At 69.8% G+C, this 26,177-nt stretch carries 22 protein-coding genes, 3 pseudogenes and 1 riboswitch; of the genes and pseudogenes, 8 read left to right on the top strand and 17 right to left on the bottom strand.

Going from position 1 to position 26,177, the window contains the following annotated elements; genetic code table 11:
- Positions 1-71: 71 nt before the first annotated feature.
- Positions 72-1,010, top strand: a complete 939-nt coding sequence (locus QT196_RS28845) for a hypothetical protein (protein WP_168481598.1) — start codon at positions 72-74, stop codon at positions 1,008-1,010.
- Between the two features lie 75 nt (positions 1,011-1,085).
- On the opposite strand, the gene QT196_RS28840 is transcribed toward QT196_RS28845, so the two are convergent.
- The 4 genes from QT196_RS28840 to rlmN form a co-directional block, all read right to left on the bottom strand.
- Positions 1,086-2,159 (bottom strand): ABC transporter ATP-binding protein, encoded by a 1,074-nt coding sequence (locus QT196_RS28840; protein WP_290355973.1) that lies wholly within the window; start codon positions 2,157-2,159, stop codon positions 1,086-1,088.
- Positions 2,160-3,812 (bottom strand): iron ABC transporter permease, encoded by a 1,653-nt coding sequence (locus QT196_RS28835; protein WP_248001674.1) that lies wholly within the window; start codon positions 3,810-3,812, stop codon positions 2,160-2,162.
- 68 nt (positions 3,813-3,880) lie between these two features.
- A complete protein-coding gene (locus QT196_RS28830; RefSeq protein ID WP_290355972.1) occupies positions 3,881-4,957 on the bottom strand; it encodes a thiamine ABC transporter substrate-binding protein in 1,077 nt (358 codons plus the stop codon).
- A 103-nt stretch (positions 4,958-5,060) separates the two neighbouring features.
- Positions 5,061-5,181, bottom strand: a riboswitch (TPP riboswitch).
- Between the two features lie 34 nt (positions 5,182-5,215).
- Positions 5,216-6,322 carry a 23S rRNA (adenine(2503)-C(2))-methyltransferase RlmN gene (gene rlmN, locus QT196_RS28825; RefSeq protein WP_168481594.1) on the bottom strand — a complete coding sequence of 369 codons (1,107 nt, stop codon included), beginning with the start codon at positions 6,320-6,322 and terminating at the stop codon, positions 5,216-5,218.
- A 233-nt stretch (positions 6,323-6,555) separates the two neighbouring features.
- Between rlmN and QT196_RS28820 the strand changes: the two genes are divergently transcribed.
- On the top strand, positions 6,556-6,972 hold the full coding sequence (locus QT196_RS28820; protein WP_168481593.1) for a 3'-5' exoribonuclease: 417 nt from the start codon (positions 6,556-6,558) through the stop codon (positions 6,970-6,972).
- Positions 6,973-7,518: 546 nt separating this feature from the next.
- On the opposite strand, the gene QT196_RS28815 is transcribed toward QT196_RS28820, so the two are convergent.
- Positions 7,519-8,604, bottom strand: coding sequence for a DUF1152 domain-containing protein (locus QT196_RS28815; protein WP_168484052.1), 1,086 nt, complete (start codon positions 8,602-8,604; stop codon positions 7,519-7,521).
- Between the two features lie 91 nt (positions 8,605-8,695).
- Here QT196_RS28815 and QT196_RS28810 point away from each other — a divergent pair, with 91 nt between their 5' ends.
- The 5 genes and pseudogenes from QT196_RS28810 (at position 8,696) to QT196_RS28790 (ending at position 12,516) form a co-directional block, all read left to right on the top strand.
- The gene (locus QT196_RS28810) at positions 8,696-9,436 is read left to right on the top strand and encodes a GntR family transcriptional regulator (RefSeq protein ID WP_168481592.1); all 741 of its coding nucleotides are present in this window, start codon (positions 8,696-8,698) and stop codon (positions 9,434-9,436) included.
- Between the two features lie 285 nt (positions 9,437-9,721).
- Positions 9,722-10,165 (top strand): ATP-binding protein, encoded by a 444-nt coding sequence (locus QT196_RS28805; RefSeq protein ID WP_290355971.1) that lies wholly within the window; start codon positions 9,722-9,724, stop codon positions 10,163-10,165.
- 75 nt (positions 10,166-10,240) lie between these two features.
- Positions 10,241-10,564 (top strand): annotated as a pseudogene (locus QT196_RS28800) (tyrosine-type recombinase/integrase); the annotation flags it as partial.
- Positions 10,565-10,664: 100 nt separating this feature from the next.
- Positions 10,665-11,309 carry a hypothetical protein gene (locus QT196_RS28795; protein ID WP_266733175.1) on the top strand — a complete coding sequence of 215 codons (645 nt, stop codon included), beginning with the start codon at positions 10,665-10,667 and terminating at the stop codon, positions 11,307-11,309.
- Between the two features lie 409 nt (positions 11,310-11,718).
- Positions 11,719-12,516: a DUF4239 domain-containing protein gene (locus tag QT196_RS28790; protein ID WP_211117444.1), complete on the top strand. Its 798-nt coding sequence runs from the start codon at positions 11,719-11,721 to the stop codon at positions 12,514-12,516.
- A gap of 73 nt (positions 12,517-12,589) precedes the next feature.
- Here QT196_RS28790 and QT196_RS28785 read toward each other — a convergent pair whose 3' ends face one another.
- From QT196_RS28785 to rpsB, 5 genes are all read right to left on the bottom strand, one after another.
- Positions 12,590-13,756, bottom strand: coding sequence for a phosphatidate cytidylyltransferase (locus QT196_RS28785; RefSeq protein WP_211117443.1), 1,167 nt, complete (start codon positions 13,754-13,756; stop codon positions 12,590-12,592).
- A complete protein-coding gene (gene frr, locus QT196_RS28780) occupies positions 13,756-14,313 on the bottom strand; it encodes a ribosome recycling factor (RefSeq protein ID WP_006602824.1) in 558 nt (185 codons plus the stop codon). Before frr ends, QT196_RS28785 begins: the two co-directional genes overlap by 1 nt.
- Before the next feature lie 175 nt (positions 14,314-14,488).
- Positions 14,489-15,259: a UMP kinase gene (gene pyrH / locus QT196_RS28775; protein ID WP_168481587.1), complete on the bottom strand. Its 771-nt coding sequence runs from the start codon at positions 15,257-15,259 to the stop codon at positions 14,489-14,491.
- A 162-nt stretch (positions 15,260-15,421) separates the two neighbouring features.
- Entirely contained in the window at positions 15,422-16,258 is an 837-nt protein-coding gene (gene tsf / locus QT196_RS28770; RefSeq protein WP_168481586.1) for a translation elongation factor Ts, read from the bottom strand.
- A 108-nt stretch (positions 16,259-16,366) separates the two neighbouring features.
- Complete coding sequence (gene rpsB, locus QT196_RS28765) at positions 16,367-17,278, bottom strand: 30S ribosomal protein S2 (protein WP_290355969.1); 912 nt, start codon at positions 17,276-17,278, stop codon at positions 16,367-16,369.
- Positions 17,279-18,434: 1,156 nt separating this feature from the next.
- On the opposite strand from rpsB, the pseudogene QT196_RS28760 reads away from it, so the two are divergent.
- Positions 18,435-19,124 (top strand): annotated as a pseudogene (locus QT196_RS28760) (M23 family metallopeptidase); the annotation flags it as partial.
- A 372-nt stretch (positions 19,125-19,496) separates the two neighbouring features.
- On the opposite strand, the gene QT196_RS28755 reads toward QT196_RS28760, so the two are convergent.
- The 7 genes and pseudogenes from QT196_RS28755 to QT196_RS28725 form a co-directional block, all read right to left on the bottom strand.
- Positions 19,497-20,036, bottom strand: a complete 540-nt coding sequence (locus QT196_RS28755) for a TetR/AcrR family transcriptional regulator (RefSeq protein ID WP_168484049.1) — start codon at positions 20,034-20,036, stop codon at positions 19,497-19,499.
- A gap of 127 nt (positions 20,037-20,163) precedes the next feature.
- The gene (gene whiG, locus QT196_RS28750; protein ID WP_168481584.1) at positions 20,164-21,000 is read right to left on the bottom strand and encodes an RNA polymerase sigma factor WhiG; all 837 of its coding nucleotides are present in this window, start codon (positions 20,998-21,000) and stop codon (positions 20,164-20,166) included.
- Between the two features lie 362 nt (positions 21,001-21,362).
- Positions 21,363-22,673 carry a DNA-processing protein DprA gene (gene dprA, locus QT196_RS28745; RefSeq protein ID WP_168481583.1) on the bottom strand — a complete coding sequence of 437 codons (1,311 nt, stop codon included), beginning with the start codon at positions 22,671-22,673 and terminating at the stop codon, positions 21,363-21,365.
- Positions 22,670-24,334 (bottom strand): YifB family Mg chelatase-like AAA ATPase, encoded by a 1,665-nt coding sequence (locus QT196_RS28740; RefSeq protein ID WP_168481582.1) that lies wholly within the window; start codon positions 24,332-24,334, stop codon positions 22,670-22,672. Before QT196_RS28740 ends, dprA begins: the two co-directional genes overlap by 4 nt.
- Positions 24,334-24,678: pseudogene (locus QT196_RS28735) on the bottom strand (YraN family protein); the annotation flags it as partial. The pseudogene QT196_RS28735 and the gene QT196_RS28740, both read right to left, overlap by 1 nt.
- A gap of 536 nt (positions 24,679-25,214) precedes the next feature.
- Positions 25,215-25,523, bottom strand: a complete 309-nt coding sequence (locus QT196_RS28730; RefSeq protein ID WP_003980220.1) for a DUF2469 domain-containing protein — start codon at positions 25,521-25,523, stop codon at positions 25,215-25,217.
- 38 nt (positions 25,524-25,561) lie between these two features.
- Positions 25,562-26,020 carry an NUDIX hydrolase gene (locus QT196_RS28725; RefSeq protein WP_266734375.1) on the bottom strand — a complete coding sequence of 153 codons (459 nt, stop codon included), beginning with the start codon at positions 26,018-26,020 and terminating at the stop codon, positions 25,562-25,564.
- Between the last annotated feature and the right edge of the window lie 157 nt (positions 26,021-26,177).

Below are 26,177 nucleotides of genomic sequence, written 5' to 3'. Positions count from 1 at the left end.
CGTCCCCGAATGCACGTCTGCCAGGAAGGTAATGAACGAGTAATGCGGACAGCGGGCGAACGGAGCTCTTGGTGATCATCGGCCTTCTGACGGCCGTGGCGGCGTCGGCCTGCTACGGCACGGGATCGGTCCTCCAGGCGGTGGGCTCGCGCAAATCCGCCCGCCGGGAGGCGGCCGCGGCGTCCACCACCGAGGTCACCCAGCATGGCGGACCCAGCCTGTCATCGACCGCGAAGGCGGCCGTGACCTGGGAGTTCATGGTGGGCACGGTGCTGGACTTCATCGGGTTCGGGCTGGGCGCGCTTGCTGCCCGGCTGCTGCCGCTGTTCCTTTCGCAGACCGTGATCAGCGCCAATCTCGTGATCACAGCCGTACTGAGCATCAAGCTTCTCGGCATCCGGCTCAGCCGCGCCGAGTGGTCCTCCATCGCGGTGGTCTGCTCGGCGCTGGTGCTGCTGGCCACGGCCGCGGGGCCGGAGGGCAGCGGCCACACCCCGATCGCCACCCACTGGTGGCTGCTCGTCGCCTCCGTCGTGCTGATCGGCGGCGGCATCCTGATCGTGCGGCTGCTCGGCGGGCGGGCCGCGATCCTGGCGGGTCTGCTCTCCGGTCTGGGCTTCGGTGCGCTCGGGGTCGGCGTACGGGTGCTGAACGGGGTGGACCCCTTCCACCTGCCGTCGCTGCTCGGCGACCCGGCGCTGTACGCGATTCTCGTGGCGGGCATCGGGGGCATGTATCTGCACACCGTCGCCCTCCAGATCGGCTCGGTGAACGGCGCCACGGCGGCGCTGGTGGTGGGCGAGACGGTGGTCCCCGGCATTCTCGGGGTGCTGTGGCTGGGGGACGCCTCCCGTCCGGGCTTCGCCTGGGTCGCCGTTCTCGGCTTCGTGGTGGCGGTGGCCGGCGCCGTCGCGGTCGCCTGGTTCGGCGAGCCGGAGCCGGAGCCGGGCGCAGCCGGCGCCGGGACGGCGGGGGCCGACGCGCTGCCCACGGAGGTCGCGGCCCGCTGAGGCGCGCCTCCGTACTGCCGGACGGGGGGCGCCTGTGAGCGGCCCACGTCCGCGGCGCCCACCCGGCCCCTGGAGTCAGCCCGCCGGAGCGGCCGCGTCCAGCACCACCACGTCCTGCGCCTGGAAGGCGATCCCCACCCGCTCGCCCACTTCGGGCGCGTCCCGCAGCGCGCAGGCCGCCTCCACCTGCGGTCCGGCGGCCGGCTGGAGCAGCAGCGCGACATGGGTGCCGCGGAACGTACGGGCCGCGACCGTGCACGGCAGGCCCTCCGCGGCGGCCGTCAGCCGTACCCCGGCCGGGCGGACGAGCAGCCGGCACGGCCCGTCCGGGGTGGCCGCCGGAACGGGCACCTTCCCCCAGGGGGTGGCGGCCGCCTCGCCCTGCACCGTCGCCTCGACCACGTTGTCGAAGCCGAGGAAGCGGGCGACGAATTCGGTGGCGGGCCGCTGCCAGACCTCCAGCGGGGTGCCGGACTGGGCGATCCGGCCGTCCTGCATCACCACGACCCGGTCCGCGAGCGCGAAGGCCTCCCCCTGGTCGTGGGTGACGGCCAGCACGGTCGTCCCCAACTCCTGGAAGAGCCGGCGGAGTTCGACGACCAGCCGTTCGCGCAGCCCGCGGTCGAGCTGGCCGAGCGGCTCGTCCAGCATCAGCAGACGGGGGCGGGGGGCCAGGGCCCGGGCCAGGGCGACGCGCTGCTGTTCGCCGCCGGACAGGGAGGCCACGGCGCGCCGCTGGGCGCCCGGCAGCCCGACGAGGTCCAGGAGTTCGGCGACCGTACGCTCCTGGTCGGCGCGCGGGGTGCGCCGCATCCGCAGCCCGAAGCCGACATTTCCCTCGACATCGCGCTGCGGGAAGAGCTGGTGGTCCTGGAACATCAGGCCGACCCCGCGCCGGTGGGTGGGAACCCCCGACTGGTCCCGCCCCTCCAGCAACACCTGCCCCGCGTAGGCCTGTTGGAGCCCGGCGACCACCCGCAGCAGCGTGGACTTGCCGCTGCCGCTCGGCCCCAGGACGCACACGATCTCCCGGGCGGCGACCTCCAGATCGACCGCGTCCAGCGCCGGGTGGCCGCCCGTCCCGAAGCGGACGGTCACCCCGCCCAACCGCAGCAGCTCCCGCGTCGTGCTCCCGGCCCGTGCCGTCATCTAGAACTCCCCGGATCGGTCGAGGGGGCGCAGCCGCTCCAGTACCAGCAGGGCGGCGGCGCACACCACCATCAGGATGGTCGACAGGGCCATCGCCTGCCCGTAGTTGAGCTCCCCCGCACGCCCCAGCAGCCGGGCCACGGCCACCGGCAGCGTCGGCTGATCCGGCCGGGCGAGGAAGACCGTCGCGCCGAACTCACCGAGCGACACGGCGAAGGCGAAGCCCGCGGCGATCAGCAGCGCCCGCCGCACCATCGGCAGGTCGACCGCGCGCCACACCTGCCAGGGCGAGGCGCCCAGTACGGCGGCCGCCTCCCGCAGCCGGCTGTCGACCGCGCGCAGCACCGGCAGCATCGTCCGGACCACGAACGGCACCCCCACCAGCGCCTGGGCGAGCGGCACCAGCCACCACGAGGCACGCAGATCGAGCGGTGGCGCGTCGAGGGTGATCAGAAAGCCGAAGCCGACGGTCACCGCGGAGACCCCCAGCGGCAGCATCAGCAGCGCGTCGAAGCCGCCGACGAACCGGCTGACCACGGGCGTCCGCCCGGACGGGCCGCGGCGCAGCCGGGGCAGGGTCAGCGCGGCGGCCGCCAGTCCGCCCACCACCAGCGCGATCGCGGTGGCCGCTGCCCCGTAGGCGAGGGAATTCCACAGCGCGTCCAGGGGGGCGACGGCGAAGGTGCTGTCGGCGCTCGCGGCGGAGCCCAGCGCGGCGTAGAAGACCGTCCCGTAGCCGTCCGGCCCTGCGAACGAGCGCTCCACGAGCACCACCAGCGGCGCGAGGAGCAGGACGGCGATGACCGCGAACGTCCCCCACAGCAGCACCCACTGGCCACGGCCGCGCGGCCGGCGGGCCGTCTGCGACGCGTCCACGAGCCGCAGCGCGGATTCCCGGCGGCGCACGGTCCAGGCGTGCAGCGCCAGAACGCCCAGCACCGCGGCGAACTGGATCATGGTGAGGACGGCGGCCGTCGGCAGATCCAGGAAGTCCGCGGTCTGCCGGTAGATCTCCACCTCCAGCGTCGAGAAGGCGGGGCCGCCCAGGATCTGCACCACCCCGAAGGAGGTGAAGGTGAACAGAAAGACCATCAGGGCGGCGGCCGCGACGGCCGGCCCCAGCGCGGGCAGCGTCACCCGCCGCCAGGCCTCGAACCGCCCGGCCCCCAGCACCCGCGCCGCCTCCTCCTGCCGCGGATCGAGCTGCCCCCAGAGCCCGCCGACGGTCCGTACGACCACGGCGTAGTTGAAGAAGACATGCGCCAGCAGGATCGCCCACACCGAGGTGTCCAGGCGCACGCCCCACAGGTCGTCCAGCAGCCCGCCCCGCCCGACCAGCGCCAGGAACGCCGAGCCGACAACAACGGTCGGCAGCACGAACGGCACCGCCACGACGGCCCGCAGCAGCTGTTTGCCGGGGAAGTCGAAGCGCGCGAAGACATAGGCGCCGGGCAGCGCGATCAGCAGCGTCAACCCGGTCGAGGCGGCCGCCTGCCAGACGGTGAACCACAGCACCCGCACGACATCCGGGTCGCTCAGCACGGCACCGAACCGGCCGAGCTGCCACTGCCCGCCGTCCTTGAGCCCCCGTCCGACGATCGCCACAACGGGATAGGCGAAGAACAGCGCGAAGAAGGCGAGCGGCACCGCCATCAGGCCGAGCCGCACCGCCGTCCCCCGCGCGGGCCTGCCGCGCCGGGCGCCCGTGACGTCCGAAGGCGTTACTTCAGAACGAGCGAGGACCACTGCTTGATCCACTGTTCGCGGTTCTTGGTGATCGTCCCGGGCGGCAGGGTGGCCGGCTTGTCGATCGTCGTGCCGTACTTGGTGAACAGCTCCGGCACCGCGGCATCCTTACGGGCCGGGTTGACGAACATCTGCAACGGCACGTCCTCCTGGAACTTCTTGCTCAGCAGGAAGTCCAGCAGCGCCTTGCCGCCCTTCTCGTTCTTCGCGCCCTTCAGCAGACCGCCGAATTCGATCTGCCGGAAGCAGGTGCCGGCCGCGACACCGGTCGGGGCCTCCTTGGGCGCGGGCTTCTTGCCGAGCACCTCGGCGGGCGGGCTGGAGGCGTAGGAGACCACCAGCGGCTTGTCGCCCTTGCCCTTGCCCGCCGCGGAGCCGGAGAACCGGTCGTTGTAGGCCTGGTCCCAGCCGTCGACGACCTCGACACCATTGGCCTTGAGCTTCTTCCAGTAGCTCTGCCAGCCCTGCTCGCCGTACTTCGCGATGGTGCCGAGCTGGAAGGCGAGCCCCGGGGAGGAGGTGGCGGAGTTCTCCGTGACGAGCAGCCCCTTGTAGCGGGGCTTCAGCAGGTCGTCGAAGGTCTTCGGCGGCGCGATCTTGTGCCGGGTGAAGTAGCCGCGGTCGTAGTTGACGCAGATGTCGCCGTAGTCGAGCGGGGTGACCCGGTGCTCGCCCTTGTCGAGCTGAAGCCCCGCCGGGACACTCTCCAGCCCCTTGGCCCGGTAGGGGCTGAAGAGCCCCTCGTCCAGACCGCGCGAGAGCAGCGTGTTGTCGATACCGAAGAACACATCGCCCTGCGGGTTGCCCTTGGACAGGACCGCCTGGTTCACGGCCTTGCCGGCGTCCCCGCCCTTGAGCATCCTGACCTTGTAGCCGCTCTCCTTCTCGAAGGCGGCCAGCACGGACTTGGAGACATTGAACGAGTCATGGCTGACGAGCGTGACGGTCTTGGCGTCCGCGCTCCCGCCGCCCGAGGTGCCGCAGGCGGTGAGGCCGGTCATACCGGCTGCGACGGCGAGCGCCGTCGCGGTGATCCTGCTCCTGATGCTCACTGATTTCCTCCTGGCTGGCCAGGAAGAGACGCGGCCCTGCCCGGTGTCCACGGCTCCCGGCGTCCGGGGACGCGGGGAGGGAACTCCGGGCAGGGCGCAACAGCATGAGTGACGACCGAACTTCCTACCCGGAATGACCCGGGCGAGGTTCAAGGGTCTGCGGGCACCGTAGGACTACGACGCTTCCGCACTCTCAGCGCTGTGGCGCTCCCCTGTCGGAATGTGCATTTGTTCGACGACACCGTACCAGCGGGGCGGTCAGCGCTCCGAGGCCGCGAGCTGCCCGCAGGCGCCGTCGATCTCCTGGCCGCGGGTGTCGCGGACGGTCACCGGCACCCCGTGCGCCTCGATGGCCTGGACGAACGCCCGCTCGTCCTCGGGCCGCGACGCGGTCCACTTCGAGCCCGGCGTCGGGTTCAGCGGAATGAGGTTCACATGGACGCGCTTGCCCTTCAGCAGCCGTCCCAGCAGGTCACCGCGCCACGCCTGGTCGTTGATGTCCCGGATCAGCGCGTACTCGATCGAGATGCGCCGCCCGGACTTCTCGGCGTACTCCCACGCCGCGTCCAGCACCTCCCGCACCTTCCAGCGTGTGTTGACGGGCACCAGGGTGTCGCGCAGCTCGTCGTCCGGGGCGTGCAGCGACACGGCCAGCCGGCACTTGAAGCCCTCGTCGGCGAACCGCAGCATGGCCGGCACCAGCCCGACCGTGGAGACGGTGATCCCCCGCTGCGACAGCCCCAGCCCGTCGGGCTCGGGATCCGTCAGCCGCCGGATCGCCCCGACCACCCGCTTGTAGTTGGCGAGCGGCTCGCCCATCCCCATGAAGACGATGTTGGACAGCCGCGCCGGCCCGCCCGGCACCTCGCCGTCGCGCAGCGCACGCATCCCGTCGACGATCTGGTGCACGATCTCGGCGGTCGAGAGATTACGGTCCAGCCCCGCCTGCCCCGTGGCGCAGAACGGGCAGTTCATCCCGCACCCGGCCTGCGACGAGATACACATCGTCACCCGGTCCGGGTACCGCATCAGCACCGACTCGACGAGCGTCCCGTCATGCAGCTTCCACAGCGTCTTGCGCGTGGTGTCCTCATCGCACGAGATGTGCCGCATGACCGTCATCAGCTCCGGCAGCAGCTCACTCGCCAGCTTCTCGCGCGCCGCCGACGGAATGTCGGTCCACTCCGCCGGGTCATGCGCATAACGGGCGAAGTAGTGCTGCGACAGCTGCTTGGCACGAAACGGCTTCTCCCCGATCGCCGCCACCGCTTCGCGACGCTCGACGGGACTGAGATCAGCAAGGTGCCGCGGCGGCTTCTTGGCCCCGCGCGGCGCGACAAAAGTAAGTTCTCCGGGTGCAGGCATGGTGCGTCCAGTGTGGCAGATCGTCTACGGCGGCCCAGGCCACAGCGGGGTGGGGCCGGTCACCCCTTGTGGCCCTCCGTCACTGGTGGCCGGCCTCGCACGGCCCAGAGACGGCCCAGGACGTCATCCCGTCGTGAGGTGCTACCACCGCCCTTACCCAGCGCCTCGGCCACTAAGGATCCTCTCGTGACCGCTGGGAGGGGATGAAGGGAAGTCGCCCTAGCCTCTCGATCATGCGCATCAACCAGATCGAACCCTGGCTCCGTGAGCATGGTGCGGAGGTGCAGCCCGTGCCTCTGTCCGCTCGGTTCAATGCGTACCTCAGCACGCTCCCGTGGGCAGGTAACGGCATCGACTGGCGAGACCTACCGCACCGCTCACTGAGACTGGACGACGTCTCGGACGAACGCGTAGTGGACTGGGCTCGCCAGACACCCGTCGCTCTGCACAGCCACTCGCTGATCATCGACTCCGCCTCCGAGCCGGGCGTGATGTGCCGGTTCGAGGACGCCATGCGGGATTTCGAGCTGCTGTCGAACCGCCCCGACCTCTACATCTGTGGCGTCGGTCTTGTAAAGGGCGAAGTACAGCCGACCTTCGACCGCTTCATCGAGCGGCGTTCTTTTATGACCCTCAATGCTCGAATCTGAGACCAGCCGCAGCAGCGATTGATGGACGCCGATCTCTGCTTTGTAAGCCTGGGGGCGGTCGACCATCCGTATCCGCTGTTCGACGGGCGTGTGACTGGCTCCGACCTGTGGGCAGGTGTCGGTACCGATGGGCGCCCTCCTTGACTGTGGTTGACCGTCCGTTCTGGCACGCACCTGACACGCGAAGTGAGCAGGTCACAAGCTTCTTACTAAAGGGGTGCCGGTCATGGGGCTGGAGCGGGAGTGCGAGCGGCACACAGTCGCATTGCGGCCGGTGGTGAAGCTCGGCGGGCGTGTCAACAGCGTGAGCAGGTAGGTGGCACGGGCAAGGCTCTGTCGGCCACCGGCACCAGATGCTCGACGAGACGCTCCATGCCACCACACGGAGCAATCCTCCCTGCACCTTCCCAGTTCGTGCCGGAGAGTGCGGCACGGGCACCAGCCGGGCTGGAGCGGGGCGGAGACAGGAGTGCAGGCCCGGCCGGGGGCCGGGCCGCGCGCGGGGAGCGGAGCGAGCCGCCTTGAACTCGTAGAGAAAGTCGTTACTCAAGCCCCTGACGGAATGTGCCAGAGCGGCGCCTGGTACTGCTCCGGGCGGCTGCTGAGCAGTAGTGCCCTGAGGTCCTGACGCTGGGTACCGCTAAGCCCGAAGGCTTCGGTGAGGCGGCGGAGCGTTGTGTGGGTGATTCCGCGGGATTGGGCATCGGCCTCGAACTCGTCGAGCTGATGGAGCACAGCATCCGGGTCGAGCTTCTGGGCAGGCTGATTGCCCAGCCAACTGGCCTTGTTGCGTTCGTAGTCGATTTCGGAGAAGCCGCAGATCTCGCGGCTGAACTGCTCGACCTGGTGCAGGTTCTCCGTGGCGAGGATGGCGCGGGCGAGCTGGTTGCGGTTCAGGGCTTCGTCGAGATCGGACTCGTGAACGACCGGGCCTTCGTCGGTGAGCGGAACGGGCAGGCCGGCGTCCCGCACTTCGCACAGACCGCGGACACCTCGTGCTGTGGCGGCCAACATGGCCGTTGCCTCGGAGGGGTGCCACTCCAGTACCGAGCTGACGGGCTGAACGTGCTCGGTGGTGAGTGTCAGGGCGACGGGGCCCAGGCGATCGCGTAGGGCGTCGGCGGGGATTTCGCCGTCTAGGCCGGGGCCGGCGACCAGGAGCCGTACGGGGAAGTTGAGTTCGCAGCACGCCGCGAGGGTGAGAGCGTCGGCGAGGGGGCTGCGGAGAGTGGGCTCGTCGCCCTGGGCGAGGATGTCGCCGCCCACGTCCAGGAGGTCGACGGAGTCCGGCTCCAAGCGTTGGATGAGCTCTTCGAGTTGGCGCACCATGCCCTCGACGCCGTGGTGTGGATCGATGAGCGCGAAGATCTGCGGGAGCTCTGCGGCCAGCCGGGGAAGCGTCGAGCCCGCGGGAGCAATCGGCGCTGCGTCGGCGGGGACGGTATGGACGCTGCGAGTAAAAGGGCGGAGGCCAGTGAAGTTGGCCGGCCCTCTTGGGCCCGGAACAGGGTCGATCAAGAGGCGGTCCCACGCGTACGTGAGAACCACCGCCGGAGTCTCGCCGCCGTAGAGGGCGGCATCCAGCATCGCAGCGGCGACAGCGTCGCCGCCTCCTCCTGCTGCCACGATCAAGCGCGTCACGTGCGTCAGCGTACGGGCCGCTGCACTAGCCACTCACTCTATAGTGGCTAGAGGTAATAGCCACTTAGGGAAGGGGGAACGGATGCCGAAGATCGAGGAAACCCAGCCCAAGTACCTTCAGATCGCGCACCACATTCGCGATCAGATCCTGCGGGGCGACTTGCGGCCTGGCGACGAGGTGCCGTCGGAACGTCAACTGGCTGCGGATTGGGGCGTGTCGCGCCCGACAGCCGCGCGTTCACTGGAGGCCCTGCGGCATCAGGGGTTGGTCGAGAAGCGGCAAGGGTCGGGCACTTACGTACGGGGTCTGGCGGTCAACCGCCGCGCTCGCGAGCTGTACGGACGGGCCAAGCAGACCGGAAAGATCTACACGCCGGGCGAGTACGCGGTGATCACATCGGCGGGCTGGTTGGACGCGCCAGACCATGTGGCGGAGGCGCTGAACCTGGCAGCCGGCGCCCGTGCGGTGCACCGTCGGCGGGTCACCAAGAACGACTCCGGTCCCATCACACTCTCCACCTCCTGGTTCGGCCCCGACGTGGGCGAGCGCGCGCCGAAGCTCCGGGATCCCGACCGGATCCAGGAGGGAACGCTGATGTACGTCGAGAACATGACCGGTCGCCAGGGCAGCTACGCCGAAGACCGGATGTGCGCCCGTCTCGCGACCGAGGATGAGGCGGCTGACCTGGAACTGGAGCCAGGGTCAGCGGTACTGATTGTCCATCACGTCGTCTATGACCTGCAGGATCGCCCTCTGGAATTCGCCGAAGCGACGTACCCGCCCAGCCGTTGGGCATTCGAGCAGGGGTACCCGATCGGGTAGAAAGCCTTGATCCTCCGACCGAAACACTTGCGGCCACAAGTGGCTAATGCCACTATCCAGTAAGCGGCTAAGGCCACTTCGTCGGAAGGGGGCACGGGCGTGAGTCAGAAACGTGCGGAGTTACGACACGTCGCCGCGGCTGCATGTCACGGCTGCCGCGGTCGAGGCTGGAAGCGGGTAGCTCCCCGCTCGGCCTTGGCGGTCTCTGCGGCTGATGCTCGCGTCCGTGCTACATCCAAGCGGCGCTGTCTGGACTGCGACGGCACCGGTAGGGAGTAGGACGGGATGAGCGATGTCATTGAAGGCCCCGAAGGGTCGGGGGCTGAGCCCGTGTACATCGGGGCCATGACCTTGTACCCGGTGCCGGAGTCTGTACCACGGGCCCGGCGCTGGTTCAGGAAGTTCACAGATCCGCATGAGCTCGTCTGCTCGGTGGATGACTGCGCATTGATGATCTCCGAGCTGGTCACCAACGCTGTTCTCTACGGTGAGGCGGAGGAATCCTGGCGGGTGCGCGTGCAATGGTGGCGTGTAGGCGAAGCGCTGCGGGTGGACGTGCACAACCCCGGCTTTCCCACGCGAGTTCGCATGCGGCAGGCTACCGCTGATGAAGCGCACGGGCGGGGCCTACGTCTTGTGGATGCGCTGGCGGACTCGTGGAGCGCCGGCCCCAGCCACTTCGGTGGAACAGTGGTGTCGTTCACGGTCGATGAAGCTTGGAAGCCCTGATGGGCATGCGCTCTGCGTTACTCACGGGGCTTCCACTGTTGGTTGTCCGACGGATGGCCTCGTACAGCTCGACCATTGCTCTTCACGAACTCGGCCCGCGGCATCGTTTGGCGGAGCAATTTCAACGTCCAGGACTGGAAACCCGCGCCCGCGGCGGCCGGGCTCATCCCCACGCCGCAGCCAGGTCAGCCCTACGCCTCCGCACGGGAACACGGCATGCACGCCCTACGACACTTCTACGCCTCGGTGCTCTTGGACGCGGGTGAGAGCGTGAAGGCCGTAAGCGAGTACCTGGGTCACTCCGATCCAGCCATGACGCTCCGCGTCTATGCGCACCTGATCCCGACCAGCCGTGAGCGCGCACGACGAGCAGTGGATCAGCTTCTCCAGCCGGAGTGATACCGGGTCGAAGGTTCTGCGGCTCATTGGAAACTGGTACACGAGCAGCTGCGGACCGCTACGGTTCGCCAACTGAGAGTTTCAGAACAGGGGGATGGTTGTGCGAGCACTCAATGCGGTTACCTGCGCGGTGTTGCTCGTCGCCCTGGCAGGGTGCGGTGATACCTCGCCTAAGAAGAAGACCAAGGAAGCCGCCTCACCGCGTCCAACCATTGCCGATTACGTCGGCAAGACCAAGAGCGAAGCAGAGGACGCCCTGAGCCCGACGATGACATTGAGGTCGTACCAGGACGCGGACACGAAGGCTGATCGCAGTGATTCCATATTCGATACCTGGATCATCTGCAAGCAGAAAGCGCAGGTTGACGGCCCTGCGATGTTCTCCGTTGCTGCCACCCGTGAAGCCTGCGGGCTGCCCGCGGCGCCGAAGGAGCCAGGGGGCCCGAAGTCTGCGTCCCCCTCCTCAGATACCTCAGATGATGTGCCCTCTCCATCGGACAAGGACGAGCAATACGCCGGCGCCGTAAAGGCCCGCGCTCCCGAGCTCAGGCAGGTGGAAGCTGACGACCTCGGCGTTCAGGGGCAGCTTGTTTGCACAGAGCTAAAAGCGGGCGACAGCCCCCGGGAAGTACTCGAAACCATCCAGGCTGCGTACCCCGGAGCGAAGGGTCTGGCCATCGTTACCGAAGCGCCTCCCGTCCACTGCCCTTCGCGCGAGTCCGCTGTGGCCTCAGCCTTGAAGTAGCTGATGGCCCTACTGGAACCGCTGACGGCCCAGCCACGGCCAACAGCCCACGCAGAAGCCCCCTACCAGCAGCAAAACCGCTGGTAGGGGGCTTCTCGTCACCCTCAGAGACTGAGTTCTCCGGGTGCAGGCATGGTGCGTCCAGTGTGGCAGATCATCTTGGGAGGCCCAGGCCGGAGCGGTGTGGGAGGCGGTTACCTCCAGTGGCCCGCTGTCACGCGTGGTCCACGTCGCACACCCCGGGGACGTCCCGGGCTCCCCGGCGCGGCCCGTCCCCTCCCCCTGTGGATGCCGCTCCTGCGCGGCCGTCGCTCACCGAAGGGGCGAAGCAGGCGTGTCCCCAGCCCGGTGCCTTCGTTGGCCACCTCGCCGTGGTGGCTGGTGTGGGGTACGACAGGAGCGTGAAGCAGTGGCCGTGACCCGATGGATCGTGATCAACGTCCCTTCCTGGTTGCTGTTGGCAGGGCTCGTCGTCGTGATCGCCGGCGGGACCGCAGTCGTCCAGGCATTCGTCCGGCGCCGCGTCCCCAGCCTCAGGCAGGGCCAGCAGAACGAGATCGCACAGTTCCTCTTCCCCGTGATTGCGGTCGTCTACGGGTTCCTCATCGGCTTCATCGTCCTCGCGCTCTGGGGTCAGGTGAACACGTCGGACCAGACGACGCGGACCGAGGGCGCCATGGCGACGCAGCTGGCCAGGGGCCGCGAGGTGTTCGGCAAGGCCGAGAGCGCGCGGATCAGGCAGAGCCTGTTGGAGTACGGACGCGCGGCGGCGGCCGAGTGGCCCAGCGCCGCGGCCGGTGATTCCACGCCCGCGGCCGAGAACGCGCTGAGCCGCCTGCACAGCACGTACGAGAGCATCCAGCCCCGCAACGACACCCAGCGAGCCTTCCTCACCAGCTCGATCGCGTCCCTGAAGGAACTGAGCATCGCCCGCACGGAACGGCTGCTCCAGGCACGCACCAACATCGGCCCACCCCTGTCCCTGTGGATGGCGGTCCTTCTGACCAGTGGACTTGTCCTCGGGTTCTCCGCCACCTTCGGCTCCGAACAGGCCCTGATCCACTACGGGATGGTCGCGGCGGTGAGCGTCCTCGTCGCCACCAACCTGTTCCTCGTCACGGAACTGTCGTATCCCTTCCTCGGCGAGTTCTCCACGTCGCCGGAGCCACTGCGCGCGGCGGTCGAGGCCCTGTCGCCGCCTCGGTAGACGGGAGGCGGTGCACGGAAGAGGGCAGGGAGAGGAATCCCTCTCCCTGCCCTCACCTGCCAGAACCCTGCGGTCAGCCGGCTCCCACAAAGATCACGTACAGCAGCCAGACGACCGGAGCGGTCGGCAGCAGGGAGTCGAGCCGGTCCATGATCCCGCCGTGGCCGGGGAGCAGTGTGCCCATGTCCTTGATGCCGAGGTCCCGCTTGATCATGGACTCGCCGAGGTCGCCGAGGGTCGCGCTGGCCGCGACGGCGAGGCCCAGCAGCAGACCCTGCCACCAGGCGCCGTCCACGATCAGGAACTCCATGCACAGCGCCCCGGCCGCCATCGCGAAGAGCACCGCGCCGACGAGTCCCTCACGGGTCTTGCCGGGGCTGATGCGCGGGGCGAGCTTGTGCTTGCCGAAGCGCCAGCCGACCGCGTACGCGCCGGTGTCGCTGACGACCGTGAGCAGCAGGAACGTCATCACCCGCTCCGGCCCGTCGGCCTCGGCCGCGAGCATCAGCGCCACGAACGTCGCGAGGAAGGGCACATAGAACGCCGCGAAGACGCCGGCGGTGACATCCCGCAGATAGTTCTCGGGCGCCTCGGTCATCCGCCAGACGAGCACGGCGAGCGCGGTGAGCGCCATCGCCACCCAGGCCCCCTCGGCGCCGCGGACATAGCCCGCGACCACCATGGCCGTGCCGCCGACCGCGAGCGGCACCAGCGGCACCCGGATGTCCTTGCGCTCCGCCAGCCGCGAGGTCAGCTCCCACAGGCCCACGACCACGGCGATCGCTATCACGCCGATGAAGACGGGCTTGTAGACGAAGAGCGACGCAACAATGATCGCGCCGAGGCCGATGCCGACCCCTATGGCGGCGGGCAGGTTGCGGCCCGCGCTCTTCTTCTTCGGCTTCTCTGAGTCCGGCGAGCTGTCGGACCCGGAAAGAGAGGTGGGCATGGGCTCCTGCGGCTTTTCGTCGCGGAACAGGGGGCCGCTCCGTCGAGCAGCCCCCCGGTCGTCCAGGTGATCCCGGTTATCCCGGATGTCCCGATGTTCCCGGTTGTCATCCTGGTATCCGCCTTGCCCGGGGACAAAGGGCATGGGCCGAGTCTGCGCCGCATCGCCCCAGTCGTACACCGGACCCGCCGGAGCGGGGGGCGCCGCCCCGCGAAGCGAGGGGGCCGGTCCGTGGGCGGGCGGTCCCCATTGACCGGCGCCGGGCGGGGCCCCCCAGGAAGACTCGTTCATCAGACCTCGAGGAGCTCGGATTCCTTGTGCTTGAGGAGCTCGTCCACCTGCGCGACGTACTTCGCGGTGGTGTCGTCGAGCTCCTTCTCGGCGCGGCGGACCTCGTCCTCGCCGGACTCCTTGTCCTTGACGAGCTTGTCGAGGGTCTCCTTGGCCTTGCGCCGGACGCTGCGGATCGAGATCTTCGCGTCCTCGCCCTTGTTCTTGGCGACCTTGATGAACTCCTTGCGGCGCTCCTCGGTCAGCTCCGGGAACGTCACTCGGATGATGTTGCCGTCGTTGCTCGGGTTGACGCCGAGGTCGGAGTCCCGGATGGCCTGCTCGATGTTGCGCAGCGCGCTCTTGTCGAACGGGGTCACCACGGCCATCCGCGGCTCGGGCACCGAGAACGACGCCAGCTGGTTGATCGGCGTCATGGCACCGTAGTAGTCCGCCACGATCTTGTTGAACATCGCCGGGTGCGCACGCCCGGTGCGAATCGCGGCGAAGTCCTCCTTGGCGACCACGACGGCCTTCTCCATCTTCTCCTCGGCCTCGAGGAGGATCTCTTCGATCACCACTTGCTCCTGGTCTTTTCGGTAAGAAGCAGAGCCTCGCCCCTGCCGCGCGTCTTCTCCTGCACGGTGTCCGACCGGCAGGCCGTTGTCCATCCCCGTACCGGGGTCCTACCCCGGCCGGGAGTTGCCGCCCGTACGGGCCGATGCCCGTACGGAATCGCGGCAGTTGAGGCCGTCAGGCCCGGGTGTCCTGATCGCTGACGAGCGTGCCGATCTTCTCACCCTTCACGGCACGCGCGATGTTGCCCTCGGCGAGCAGTTCGAACACGAGGATCGGGAGCTTGTTGTCCCGGCACAGCGTGATGGCGGTGGCATCGGCGACCTTCAGGTCGCGGGTGATCACCTCGCCGTATTCGAGCGCGTCGAACTTCACCGCGTCGGGGTTCTTCTTGGGGTCGGAGTCGTAGACCCCGTCCACCCCGTTCTTCCCCATCAGCATGGCCTCGGCGTCGATCTCCAGGGCACGCTGGGCGGCGGTGGTGTCGGTGGAGAAGTACGGCATACCCATGCCGGCGCCGAAGATGACGACCCGGCCCTTCTCCAGGTGGCGCACCGCGCGCAGCGGAATGTACGGCTCCGCGACCTGTCCCATGGTGATGGCTGTCTGGACGCGGGAGTCGATGCCCTCCTTCTCCAGGAAGTCCTGGAGGGCCAGACAGTTCATGACCGTGCCGAGCATGCCCATGTAGTCGGAGCGGGCCCGGTCCATACCGCGCTGCTGGAGTTCGGCGCCGCGGAAGAAGTTGCCGCCGCCGATCACGATGGCGATCTCGTAGCCCTCGCGCACCACGGCGGCGATCTCGCGGGCCATCGCGTGCACGACGTCGGGGTCGACGCCCAGTCCCCCGCCGCCGGCGAATGCTTCGCCCGACAGCTTCAGCAGGAAGCGTCGCCTGCCGCCGTGACCGGCATGGTCTGTGTGCGCGCCGTCGGCACCGTGAATCATTGAGCTCTCCTCGTGCACATACGAAGAAGGCCATTGCCGTGGGTCTGGTTCAGATCCCTCTGCGGCAATGGCCTCCTCGTCACATCTGCGGCCGGCCGTTGAGCGGCCGACTGCGTACGACCCTAGCGGGGTCGCAGGTCATTCGCTGCCTTCGCGACAGGCTCAGATGCCGACCTTGATGCGCGAGAAGCGCTTCAGGGTGACACCGGCCTCCTGGAGGACCTTCTCAACGGACTTCTTGTTGTCAAGGGCGTACGGCTGACCGAGCAGCGTCGCGTCCTTGAAGAAGCCGTTGATCCGACCCTCGACGATCTTCGGAAGAGCAGCCTCGGGCTTGCCCTCCGCGCGGGTGGTCTCCTCGGCGACACGCCGCTCGGCCTCGACGACCTCGGCCGGCACGTCGTCCTTGGCGAGGTACTTCGGGGCGAACGCGGCGATGTGCTGCGCAATGCCCTTGGCGACCTCGGCGTTTTCCTTGTCGAGCTCGACCAGGACACCGATCTGCGGGGGCAGGTCGGGCATGGTGCGGTGCATGTACGCCGAAACATAGCCGTCGGAGAACTGCGCGAAGCGGTCCAGGACGATCTTCTCGCCCAGGTTGGCGTTGGCCTCGTCGACGAACGCCTGGACGGTCTTGCCGGCCGCGATCTCGGAGGCGAGCAGGGCCTCGATGTCGGCCGGGGAGGTCTTCGCGACGTGCGCGGCGATCTCGTTGGCGACGGCCTGGAACTTCTCGCTCTTGGCGACGAAGTCCGTCTCGCACTTCAGCTCGACGATGACACCGGAGGTGTTGTCGCCGGCGATCACGGAGACCACAGCGCCGTTCTCGGCGGACCGGCCCTCGCGCTTGGCGACGCCCTTCTGGCCCTTGATACGCAGCGCCTCGACGGCCTTGTCGACGTTGCCCTCGGCCTCGTCCAGGGCCTTCTTGCAGTCCATCATGCCGGCGCCGGTGAGCTCGCGGAGCTTCTTGACGTCAGCGGCGGTGTAGTTCGCCATGGTCTGTGAATCTCTTCTCGAAATCTCGAAGTCGAAAGATCTACGGGTGGACGGCGGGGGCGGCGCTTGTGGCGCCCTCCCCCGCCGTCATCAGCCGGATGCTGCGGGTCAGGCCTGCTCGGCCGGCTTCTCGGCCTCGGCCTCGGCGGCGGGGGCCTCGGCGGCGGGGGCCTCGTCGACCGGAGCGGCCTCCTCAGCGGGCTTCTCCTCGGCCTTGGGGGCCTCGTCGTCAGCCTTCTTCTCGCCCTCGAGCAGGTCGCGCTCCCACTCGGCCAGCGGCTCGGCCGCAGCGGCCTTCTCGCCGGGCTTCTGGTCGCCGGTGGCGGCACCGGAGCGGGCGATGAGGCCCTCGGCGACGGCGTCGGCGATCACGCGGGTGAGCAGGGTGACGGAGCGGATCGCGTCGTCGTTGCCCGGGATCTTGTAGTCGACCTCGTCCGGGTCGCAGTTGGTGTCGAGGATCGCGACGACCGGGATGTTGAGCTTGCGCGCCTCACCGACGGCAATGTGCTCCTTCTTGGTGTCCACGATCCAGACGGCGCTGGGCACCTTCTGCATCTCGCGGATACCGCCCAGGGTCTTCTCCAGCTTGGCCTTCTCGCGGGAGAGAACCAGGAGCTCCTTCTTGGTGAGGCCGGAGGCGGCCACATCCTCGAAGTCGATCTGCTCGAGCTCCTTCAGGCGCTGCAGGCGCTTGTAGACGGTCGAGAAGTTGGTCAGCATGCCGCCGAGCCAGCGCTGGTTCACGTAGGGCATGCCCACGCGGGTCGCCTGCTCGGCAATGGCCTCCTGGGCCTGCTTCTTCGTGCCGACGAACATGACCGAGCCGCCGTGGGCGACGGTCTCCTTGACGAACTCGTAGGCGCGGTCGATGTACGACAGCGACTGGAGCAGGTCGATGATGTAGATGCCGTTGCGCTCGGTGAAGATGAAGCGCTTCATCTTCGGGTTCCAGCGGCGGGTCTGGTGCCCGAAGTGGACGCCGCTCTCCAGCAGCTCCCGCATCGTGACGACGGCCATGGCCGTACTCCTCGTTGTTCTCGGTTCCACTGCGGCCGGTCGGCCGCGGTGCCTGACGCCCCGACGCGCCTGCCGGGGAAGACACCTTGCGGAGCCGTCCGAGGACCGAGGGGCGCGGCCATCGTGCTGCCCGAACGGGACTGGTGCACTGACGGCGGGGCGTGCGAAGTCGACCCGGTGACCCGGATCGCCATCAGAAGTGTACGGGACTGCCGATGCACCGGGCGACACGCACCTTTTCGAGCCTCACCCGAGTGACACCGTTGTCCACAACCACCCTGTCATCCACAGCTCCAGATCAAGATCCACACACCGCGACGAACTGCGTCACGGTCAGCACATGCGACGAAACCCACGACGAGATCAGCGACGAGACCGGCGACGAGACCCGGAACAAAACCCCCGACGACATTCGGTCCCTGCCAGGGCCTTCAGCGCCTCCTTCAGCGGCTTCACCGGCTTCCGGGGGCGCTTCCCGCGGCCGGTGGACGGTGGGCGGCCCAGGAACCGCGGCCGAGCGGGGAGCGGGCCGGGTCCCCTTCCGGCTGCCCGGCGCCGGGCTCGGTCGTCGCCCTCGCTCCCACCTCCGCCTCGGTCCCAGTCCCCGTCCCGGTCTCGGTCTCGGTCTCGCTGCTCGTCCCCGCCCCCGTCGTCCCGCTTTGGGTCGCCCGCGCCTCTGCCACCGGGGGCGCGCGGGAAGCCGAAGGGGTACGGGCCGAGCTGCTTCTTTCCCGCCCACGCGGCGGCGGTACTGCTGGCCCCGGCCACGGCCGCCGTCCTGACGCTCTTCGCACCGACGCTCGCGGGCGCCGCCGCTCCGTCGGTGAGCGGGGTGGCCGGGCGCGGGGTAGAGCGTGGAGTGGAACGACTGGCGGCGCGCGGGGCAGAGGACGGGCTGGGGTTCGTGGCGGGGCAGCCGGTGCGGCATCGGGTCGACGGGCCGGTGGGGAGCGGGACGGAGGGGCCGGAGCTGCGCGGAGTGGAGAGGCCGGTGGGGCGCGGGACGGGGAGGCCGGTGGGGCGCGAGGTCGACGGGCCGGTGGGTCGCGGGGTGGATTCGGCGGTGGTTGCGGGACGTGGGGAGGTGGGCGAGGGGGTGGGGTGGCGGCCTGAGGGTGGGGCACCCACGGCACCTGCCGCGCCACCGGACAAGGACAGATCCTGGCCGGTGGGAGGCCCTGCGGACGCACAACCAACGGTGGCCAGGGGCTGGGATCCGCCTCCTTCCCCGTGGGCGGCCGGACACCGCGGGGTGGACCTGGCTGCTTCCGCCGGCGCCGTGGTGCGAGCAGCAGCCCCTGGACGGGTGGCCTACGCCGGAACCGTCGCAGGCCGCGGCGTCCTGACCCTCGAGGTGTCCCGCTCGGGCCGCCCTCCGTTACGCACCACGTACGAACCCGTACGCTCCACGGTCCGGAAGGGCCAACGCGTCAAGGCCGGCCAGCCAGTCGCCGTCCTACAGCACGACGGCCCGTTCCACTGCCGCGAGCCCTGCCTCCACTGGGGCCTACGCCGCAACAAGACCTACCTGGACCCACTGTCCCTGCTGCCCCAGACCATGCTCCGCGGCGGCCCCTCCCGGCTACTGCCGATCTTCGGAGTCCCCGTACCGGCAGGCGGCGCTGCCTCTTCCCCGCATCCAGAACCACCGGAGCCAACAGCGCAGGCAAGAAGCTCGGCGCCTACAGGAGCCGCCCTCCTAGAGGCGACCGGACTCGCGGCCGTGGCGATCTGGGCGTTCGGCCGACTGCCTCGGCAAGCGAGGAGGACCCGCGGAGGCGGCGGGGTGGAAGGCGCTCGTGGCACGTCGTCGGGTGAGGGGGTGGGTGAGCGCGAGACGCAGTGATCACGGCGAAACGGTGATCCCGACGCTGCGGTGCTCGCGACGCTGCGGGTGAGCCCGCAACGGTAAGAGCAGCTCGACAGCGAGGCGACAGTTGGCGTCGCACGGGTGTCGCACAGGTAACGGCCCACGTTAGGCCCAGGCGAAAGCAGCGCGAGAGCCGCACAGCAGCTCGGCACCACGCCACAGGCACGACCGGGCACGACCGGGCGCGGGCTGCGGGCTGCGGGCTGCGGGCTGCGGGCTGCGGGCTGCGGGCTGCGGGCTGCGGGCTGCGGGCTGCGGGCTGCGGGCTGCGGGCTGCGGGGCCAACGAGCGTGGAGGTGGTGGAGGTGGGTGGGTGGGCCGGGGGCCCGGGGGGGGAAGCCCCCCAAGTCAGCCGCAGACCCCGCGGAGGGCCATCGCCACCGCCGCCTCTGTGATTTCGCCCGGGTCCTCTGCGGCACCCAGTTCGATGCGGCGAACCGCGGCGTCGACGACACCCTGGAGCAGCATGGCCGCGAGCCGGGGCTGTTCGTGGCCGAGGGCGGCGAGCGCCTCGACGATCATGGCGATGAGTCCGCCGTGCGCCGCGCGGATCTTCTCGCGCGCGCCCGCGTCCAGCTCGCCGGCCGAAATGGCCACGACGGCACGGTGGCGCCGGTCGCCGACCAGCGCGAGTTGCCGGCGCACATATGCCTCGATCTTGTCCTCGGGCGTGTCGACACGCTGCATCGCCGCTTCGACCTCGGCGGCCCAGACCGGGAAGTCGACGGCGCACAGCTCTTCGACGACGGCGGCGCGCGAGCGGAAGTACTCATACACGGAGGAGCGCGCGAGGCCCGTGCGCTCGGCGAGGGCGGGGAAGGTCAGCGCTTCCGTTCCGCCTTCGGACAGCAGGGAGCGGGCGGCGTCCAACAGGGCGCCGCGCTGCATCGACCGGTGCTCGGCCACGGAGGCCGCTCGAATCCTGGGCACGTCACCACTCTACGGATGGCACGCCCGCCGTGGCACTCCGCATGGCGAGACCGCGTGGGAAGACCTGGCGCCCACAACGGGTGACTCAGCGTCCGACGTCGGCGAGCTTCGCCCTGAGCTGGAGTACGGATTTGGTGTGGATCTGGCTGACTCTGCTCTCCGTGACGCCGAGGACATTGCCGATCTCGGCGAGCGTGAGGCCTTCGTAGTAGTAGAGCGTGACCACGGTTTTCTCGCGTTCGGGAAGGGTGTTGATGGCGCGCGCGAGCAGGCGCCGCAGCTCGCGGTCCTCGGCGATCTCGACCGGGTTCTCGGCGGCCGTGTCCTCGAGGGTGTCCATCAGGCTCAGCCGTTCGCCCCCTTCGCCGCCGACGTGCAGCAGGTCCTCCAGCGCCACGACGTTGGCCAGGGACAGCTGGCTGAAGACTCCGTGGAGTTCCTCCAGGGCGATGCCCATCTCCTCGGCGACCTCCGCCTCGGAGGGGGTGCGGCGCAGTTGCGCTTCGAGGGTGGCGTAGGCGCGTTCGACGGCGCGGGCCTTCTGCCGTACGGAGCGCGGAATCCAGTCGAGCGCGCGCAGCTCGTCGATCATCGCGCCGCGGATGCGGGTGATGGCGTAGGTCTCGAACTTGATGGAGCGTTCGGGCTCGAACTTCTCGATGGCGTCGATCAGTCCGAAGACCCCGGAGGAGACGAAGTCGGCCTGTTCGACGTTGGGGGGCAGGCCGACGCTGACGCGGCCGGCGACGTACTTGACCAGCGGGGAGTAGTGCAGGATCAGCTGCTCCCGCAGCCTGCCGTCGCCTGACGCCTTGTAGGCGCGCCACAGCTCGTCGAGCGAGCTGGGCGGAGCGGGGCGCACGCTGCCGCGTGCGGCGGGTGGTACAGCCGCACGGTCAGACCCGGAGGTGTGCTGGGGCATTCGTCGCCTTGAGCCGTTCTGCCGAGACGCGGGTGGATGGATGTATGAGGGTGGAATTTGCCTGTGAGCGTAGCGTGACCACAGCGTCGCGGTGCGCGAGGAAGGCAGGTTCGGGGGTGCGCAGATACGTTCCGCTGCCCGCACCCCGGAGTTACCTCGTACGGCGTGGCGACATCCGGACACGGTGCCGGGCACGGGCATCCGGAGGGCCGTGTGGGCGGACGCCGTGACATGACGGGCGGGGCCTCATGCGTCCCGTGCGCCACATTGCCGTCTCCCCACCGGTCGGGCCCGCGCCACGAAGCACGGCAAACCTGGATTCTGCGGTCATTCCCCTCACCCTTTCACCCGTTCGCCCCAGGTCAAGTACCGCCTCGCCGGGAACGCCCGGTCGTCTCGGCGCGTCGCGCCAACTCCCAGCGATCACCGCACTTTTGAACGAATCCGAGGGACAGCAGCTCGAAGAGTTTGGCGCGGGTGACATCGCGGGGCACGCCGGCTTCCTGGGCCAGATGGCCGGTGCCCGCGCTGCCGCGCGCCGGCAGCGCCTCCAGTACGAGGGTCGCGACGGGGTCCAGAAGGTCGCGGATGCGGGTCCGGCCTTCCCGGTCGGGGGCGAGATCGCCGATGCTGCCGACGAGTTCGATGACCTCGTCGGCGTCCGTGACCACCGCGGCCTCGCCGCGCAGGAGTTGATGCACCCCGGCGGACAGGCCGCTGGTGACCGGGCCCGGCATGCCCATCGTGAAGCGCCCGAGGGTCTGTGCCCGCCGGGCGGTGACGAGGGAGCCGCTGCGGAGTTCGGCCTCTACGACGACGGTGCCTCTGGTGAGCGCCGCGATCACACGGTTGCGCTGGATGAAGCGGCTGCGAGTGGGGTGGTCACCTGGTGGTAACTCAGCGACCACCAAACCCTGTTCGACGATTCGGCCGATCAACTCGGTGTGGCCACGCGGGTAGGGGTGGTCGACTCCGGAGGCCATGACGGCGGCGGTGGCGCCGTCCGCCGCGAGCGCACCACGGTGAGCCGCGCCGTCCACGCCGTAGGCGGCGCCGGAGACGACGGTCCAGCCGCGGTCGGCGAGTCCGGCGCCGAGGGTGGTGGCGAGGTGGGCGCCGTATTCCGTGCAGGCCCGGGCGCCGACGACGGCGACCGAGCGCAGTGCCCACAGTCGGAGGTTGGCCGTCCCCCGCACCCACAGGCCGATGGGGCGGGCGTCGCCGAGGTCGTCGAGCTGGCCGGGCCATTCGTCGTCCCCGGGACAGATGAACCGGCCGCCGAGTGCGGTGACGGCGTCGAGGTCCGCCGTGGGGCGTGCACGGACGGCGCGCAGCCGCAGGCCCGCGACCTTGGCCCGGCTTGCGCCCGGGGGTGGGGCCGCATCGTCGTCGGACAGGGTCTGCCACAGAGCCTCCGGGCCCATCTCGCGCAGCCACCGGCCGGCGGTTTCATCGCCTGGTTCGAGGATGCGGGTGAGGGCTGCGCGAGCCGTACGCGACGGGTCGGGTGCCTCGCTGGCTGCGCGGAATAGGTCGGTGGTTGCGGAGTTCGCCGCGGTCGCCGTGGGGACGGCATGGCCCGGTTCGGCCGTGGGATCGTGTGCGCGGTCCCGGTGGTTGTCGGCCGGCTCCGGCTCACCGGTGGCGAAGCCCCATGCGTCGATGCCGTTCATGGTTGCCCCTGCTTGTGCTGCGGCCGGGCGGTAGCGGTCTCCTTGCGCTTGCCGCCGCTATCAGCCGTCGTCAGCGCGCCGCGGCGTACGCCGGTGCGGAGTTCCAGGGCCCAGTTGACGTCCTCTTTGGTGGGGCGGTCGCGGCCGGCCAGGTCGGCGGCCGTCCAGGCGACGCGGAGGACGCGGTCGAGGCCGCGGGCGGTGAGGAGGCCGCATTCGAGGTCGCGTTCCGCCTGGGCCAGCGCGCCGGGGTGGACCTGCCAGCGGGTGCGCAGCTCGTGCCCGGGTACCTCGCTGTTGGTGTGCCACGGTGTGCCGGCCAAGCGGGCTGCGGCGCGTTCCCGGGCGGTCCGGACGCGTTCGGCCACGACGGTGGTGGTTTCCGTGTCGCGGCCGAGGGCGATCAGTTCAGCGCGGGCGACCGGCTCGACGGCGATGCGCAGGTCCACCCGGTCCATCAGGGGGCCGGAGAGCCGGGCCCGGTAGCGGCGGATGGACGACGGTCGGCATTCGCAGCCGCCGCTGGTGGTGCCGTGCCGTCCACAGGGGCAGGGGTTGGCCGCGAGGGCGAGGAGGATACGGGCGGGCATGCGCATCATGCCCGCGGCGCGGGCGACGACGACATGGCCGGACTCCAGCGGCTGGCGCAGTGCGTCCAGGACGCGTGGGCTGCACTCCGCGGCCTCATCCACGAACAGCACGCCGTGGTGGGCGAGGGAGACGGCGCCGGGGCGGGGCAGTCCGGTGCCGCCGCCGACGAGGGACGCCATGGTCGCGGAGTGGTGCGGGGCGCAGTAGGGCGGCCGGTGGACGAGCGGCTGGCCCGGCGGAAGGGTGCCGGCTACCGAGTGGACTGCGGTGACCTCCAGGGATTCCTTGGGCGACAGGGGCGGCAGCAGCCCGGGGAGGCGTTCGGCGAGCATGGTTTTGCCGGCGCCGGGCGGGCCCTTGAAGAAGATGTGGTGGCGTCCGGCGGCGGCCACTTCCAGGGCGCGGCGGGCGCTGTGCTGGCCTGCGACGTCCGCGAGGTCGGGGGTGTGGTCCCCGGGTGGCAGGCCCGCGCCGACGCTGGTTCCGGGCACGACCAGCCCGGCGAGTGAGGGGTCGGGGCGGCCTTCTTGCCGGGGGTCTTCCTCCTCGGGCACCGGTTCGTCGGCGAGGACGGCGATGAGCTGGCGCAGGCTGCGCACGCCGAGGACGGAGATGCCGGGGACGAGGGACGCCTCGGCCACGGTCTGTTCCGGGACGACAACCTGGCGGTATCCGGCGTCGGCGGCGGCTAATACGGCGGGCAGGACTCCGCGCACGGGGCGGACGCGGCCGTCCAGCCCCAGTTCGCCGATCATCATCAGGTCAGTGAGTTCGCGGGGGTCCAGGCGCTCGGCGGCACCGAGGACCGCGCAGGCCACGGCCAGGTCGAAGCCGCTGCCGCCTTTGGGTACGGAGGCCGGGCTGAGGCCGACGGTGAGCTTCTTCTGCGGCCATTCGGCACCGGAGTTCACGACGGCCGCGCGCACCCGTTCTCTGGACTCGATGAGGCTCTTGTCGGGGAGTCCGACCAGGGTGAAAGCGGCGACGCCGGGTTCCAGGTCGGCCTGGACTTCGACGACGACACCTTCGACGCCTACCAGGGCGACGGAGCACGTGCGGGCGAATCCCATCAGGCCACCCCTCGTGCGTGCTGGACGACCGGGGCGCCGCGGGCCGGGAGCAGTACGCCGATGACGTCGATCCGTACGCCTCCGGGCGGGGGGCCGCCGTGTCGCTCCAGCCAGCGTTCCGCCAGCAGTCGCAGCCGGGCGGTCTTCTCGGGGCGTACGGCCGCCATGGGGTGTTCGTACCAGCCGGCGCGGCGGGTTTTGACTTCGCAGACCACCAGGGCGTCGCCGTCGGCCGCGACGATGTCGATCTCTCCGTCGCGGCAGCGCCAGTTCCGGTCCAGGATCCGCATTCCGGCCTCGATGAGCCGCCGGGCCGCCAAGTCCTCGCCGTACCGGCCGAGGGCGCGGCGCCGGGTGTCGGGCGGTTTGGCCGCCGTGGAGCCGGTGTCTCTCGGGTCGGCGGCGGGTGGCTCGGCGGTGGTCCGCCCGGCTGCCGCGGGAGGCTTACGCCCCGGGGGCGGCGCTCCGCCCCTGCGGCCACCGGCCGACGTAACCTTCGCGGACTGCCCCGAACCCGTGCTGTGCACCTCTTCGCCGACCGGCCCCGCACCGCTGCGCGCCTCGCCCTGCCCGCCCGTCGAGCGCCCCCGGAGGGCCTCGCCCCCGGCGCCCGCCGAGCTGGCCCCGCGTGCCGCGTTCCGGTCCCTCGCGGAGCGCGTCCTCGACGGCGCATCCGTGGTCGGTGCGTCCGTGATCGGTGCGTTCTTCCCGGCCTGCCGGCCGGCCTGCATGGCGTTCATGCGGTACCACCTCCGGCACCGACTGTGACGCCCCCGACCCGATCTTTTGGATCTTGGTGGACAGTGAGCCGGATGTGGATAACCCGCTCACCCGCCCGGATGACGGTGGGCTGCCCCGGGACCCAGCCGCTCCGGCCGGCTCAGCTCCCCGGAAGATCCAGATCGCTCTTGTTGAGCTCCTCGATGTTCACGTCCTTGAACGTGAGTACCCTCACCTGCTTGACGAAGCGGGCCGGGCGGTACATGTCCCAGACCCAGGCGTCAGCCATCGACACCTCGAAAAAGACCTCGCCCTGGACCGAGTGCACCTGCATCTCGTAGTCATTGGTGAGGTAGAAGCGACGCTCGGTCTCGATCACGTATTTGAACAGCCCGACGACGTCGCGGTACTCCCGGTAGAGCTTCAGCTCCATCTCGGTCTCGTACTTCTCGAGGTCCTCGGCGCTCATGGCAGATCCCCTTCAGCCGTGCGTCCCCCCATTGTGCGTCAGACCCGCTCGGTCTCCAGGAGCACCGGCGCATCGGGGGGCCCATCGTCGAGCAGCGTGCGCAGCAGCTCGACGAGTCTGGTCGGATACACCGTCTCACGGGATGCGGACAGTTCCTCCCAAGTCCACCACCTCAGTCCCGAGACGCTGCGTCGCTCCAGGTCAGTCTGCCCGCCGGTGTGGGTGGCAGTCCGGTCGGTTCTTCCCAGGTAGTACCACTCATCCTGCTCCCAGCGGCGCCCGTCGAACGGAAAGGCGCAGTGGCGCTTCCACAGGACGGGGCCCAGGACAGCACCGGTGATGCCGGTTTCCTCGGCGAGCTCGCGGCGGGCGGCCTCTTCCCGGCTCTCCGTGCCTTCGAGGCCGCCACCGGGGGTGAACCACCAGGTGTCGGTGGGGCGGTCCGGTTCGAAGCCGTGGAGCAGCAGGATCCGGTCGTCGGGGTCGAGCAGCACGATGCGGGAGACCTGGCGTACAGCGGTCGTCTCCGGTGCGTCGGGGGCCGCATCGGCTCGTCTCTCGGCCTCAGCACGGCGCCCGGCCGACTCGTCACCGTCAGCCGCAGCGCCGTCCGCGCCCCCACGCCCCGTAGGTTCCTCGGCGTCCCGCCCCCGC

Source organism: Streptomyces sp. P9-2B-2, from assembly GCF_030406865.1.
GTDB lineage: Bacteria > Actinomycetota > Actinomycetes > Streptomycetales > Streptomycetaceae > Streptomyces > Streptomyces platensis.
Note: the sequence above shows the minus strand (reverse complement) of the source record. Positions and strands in the feature narration are given on the sequence as shown.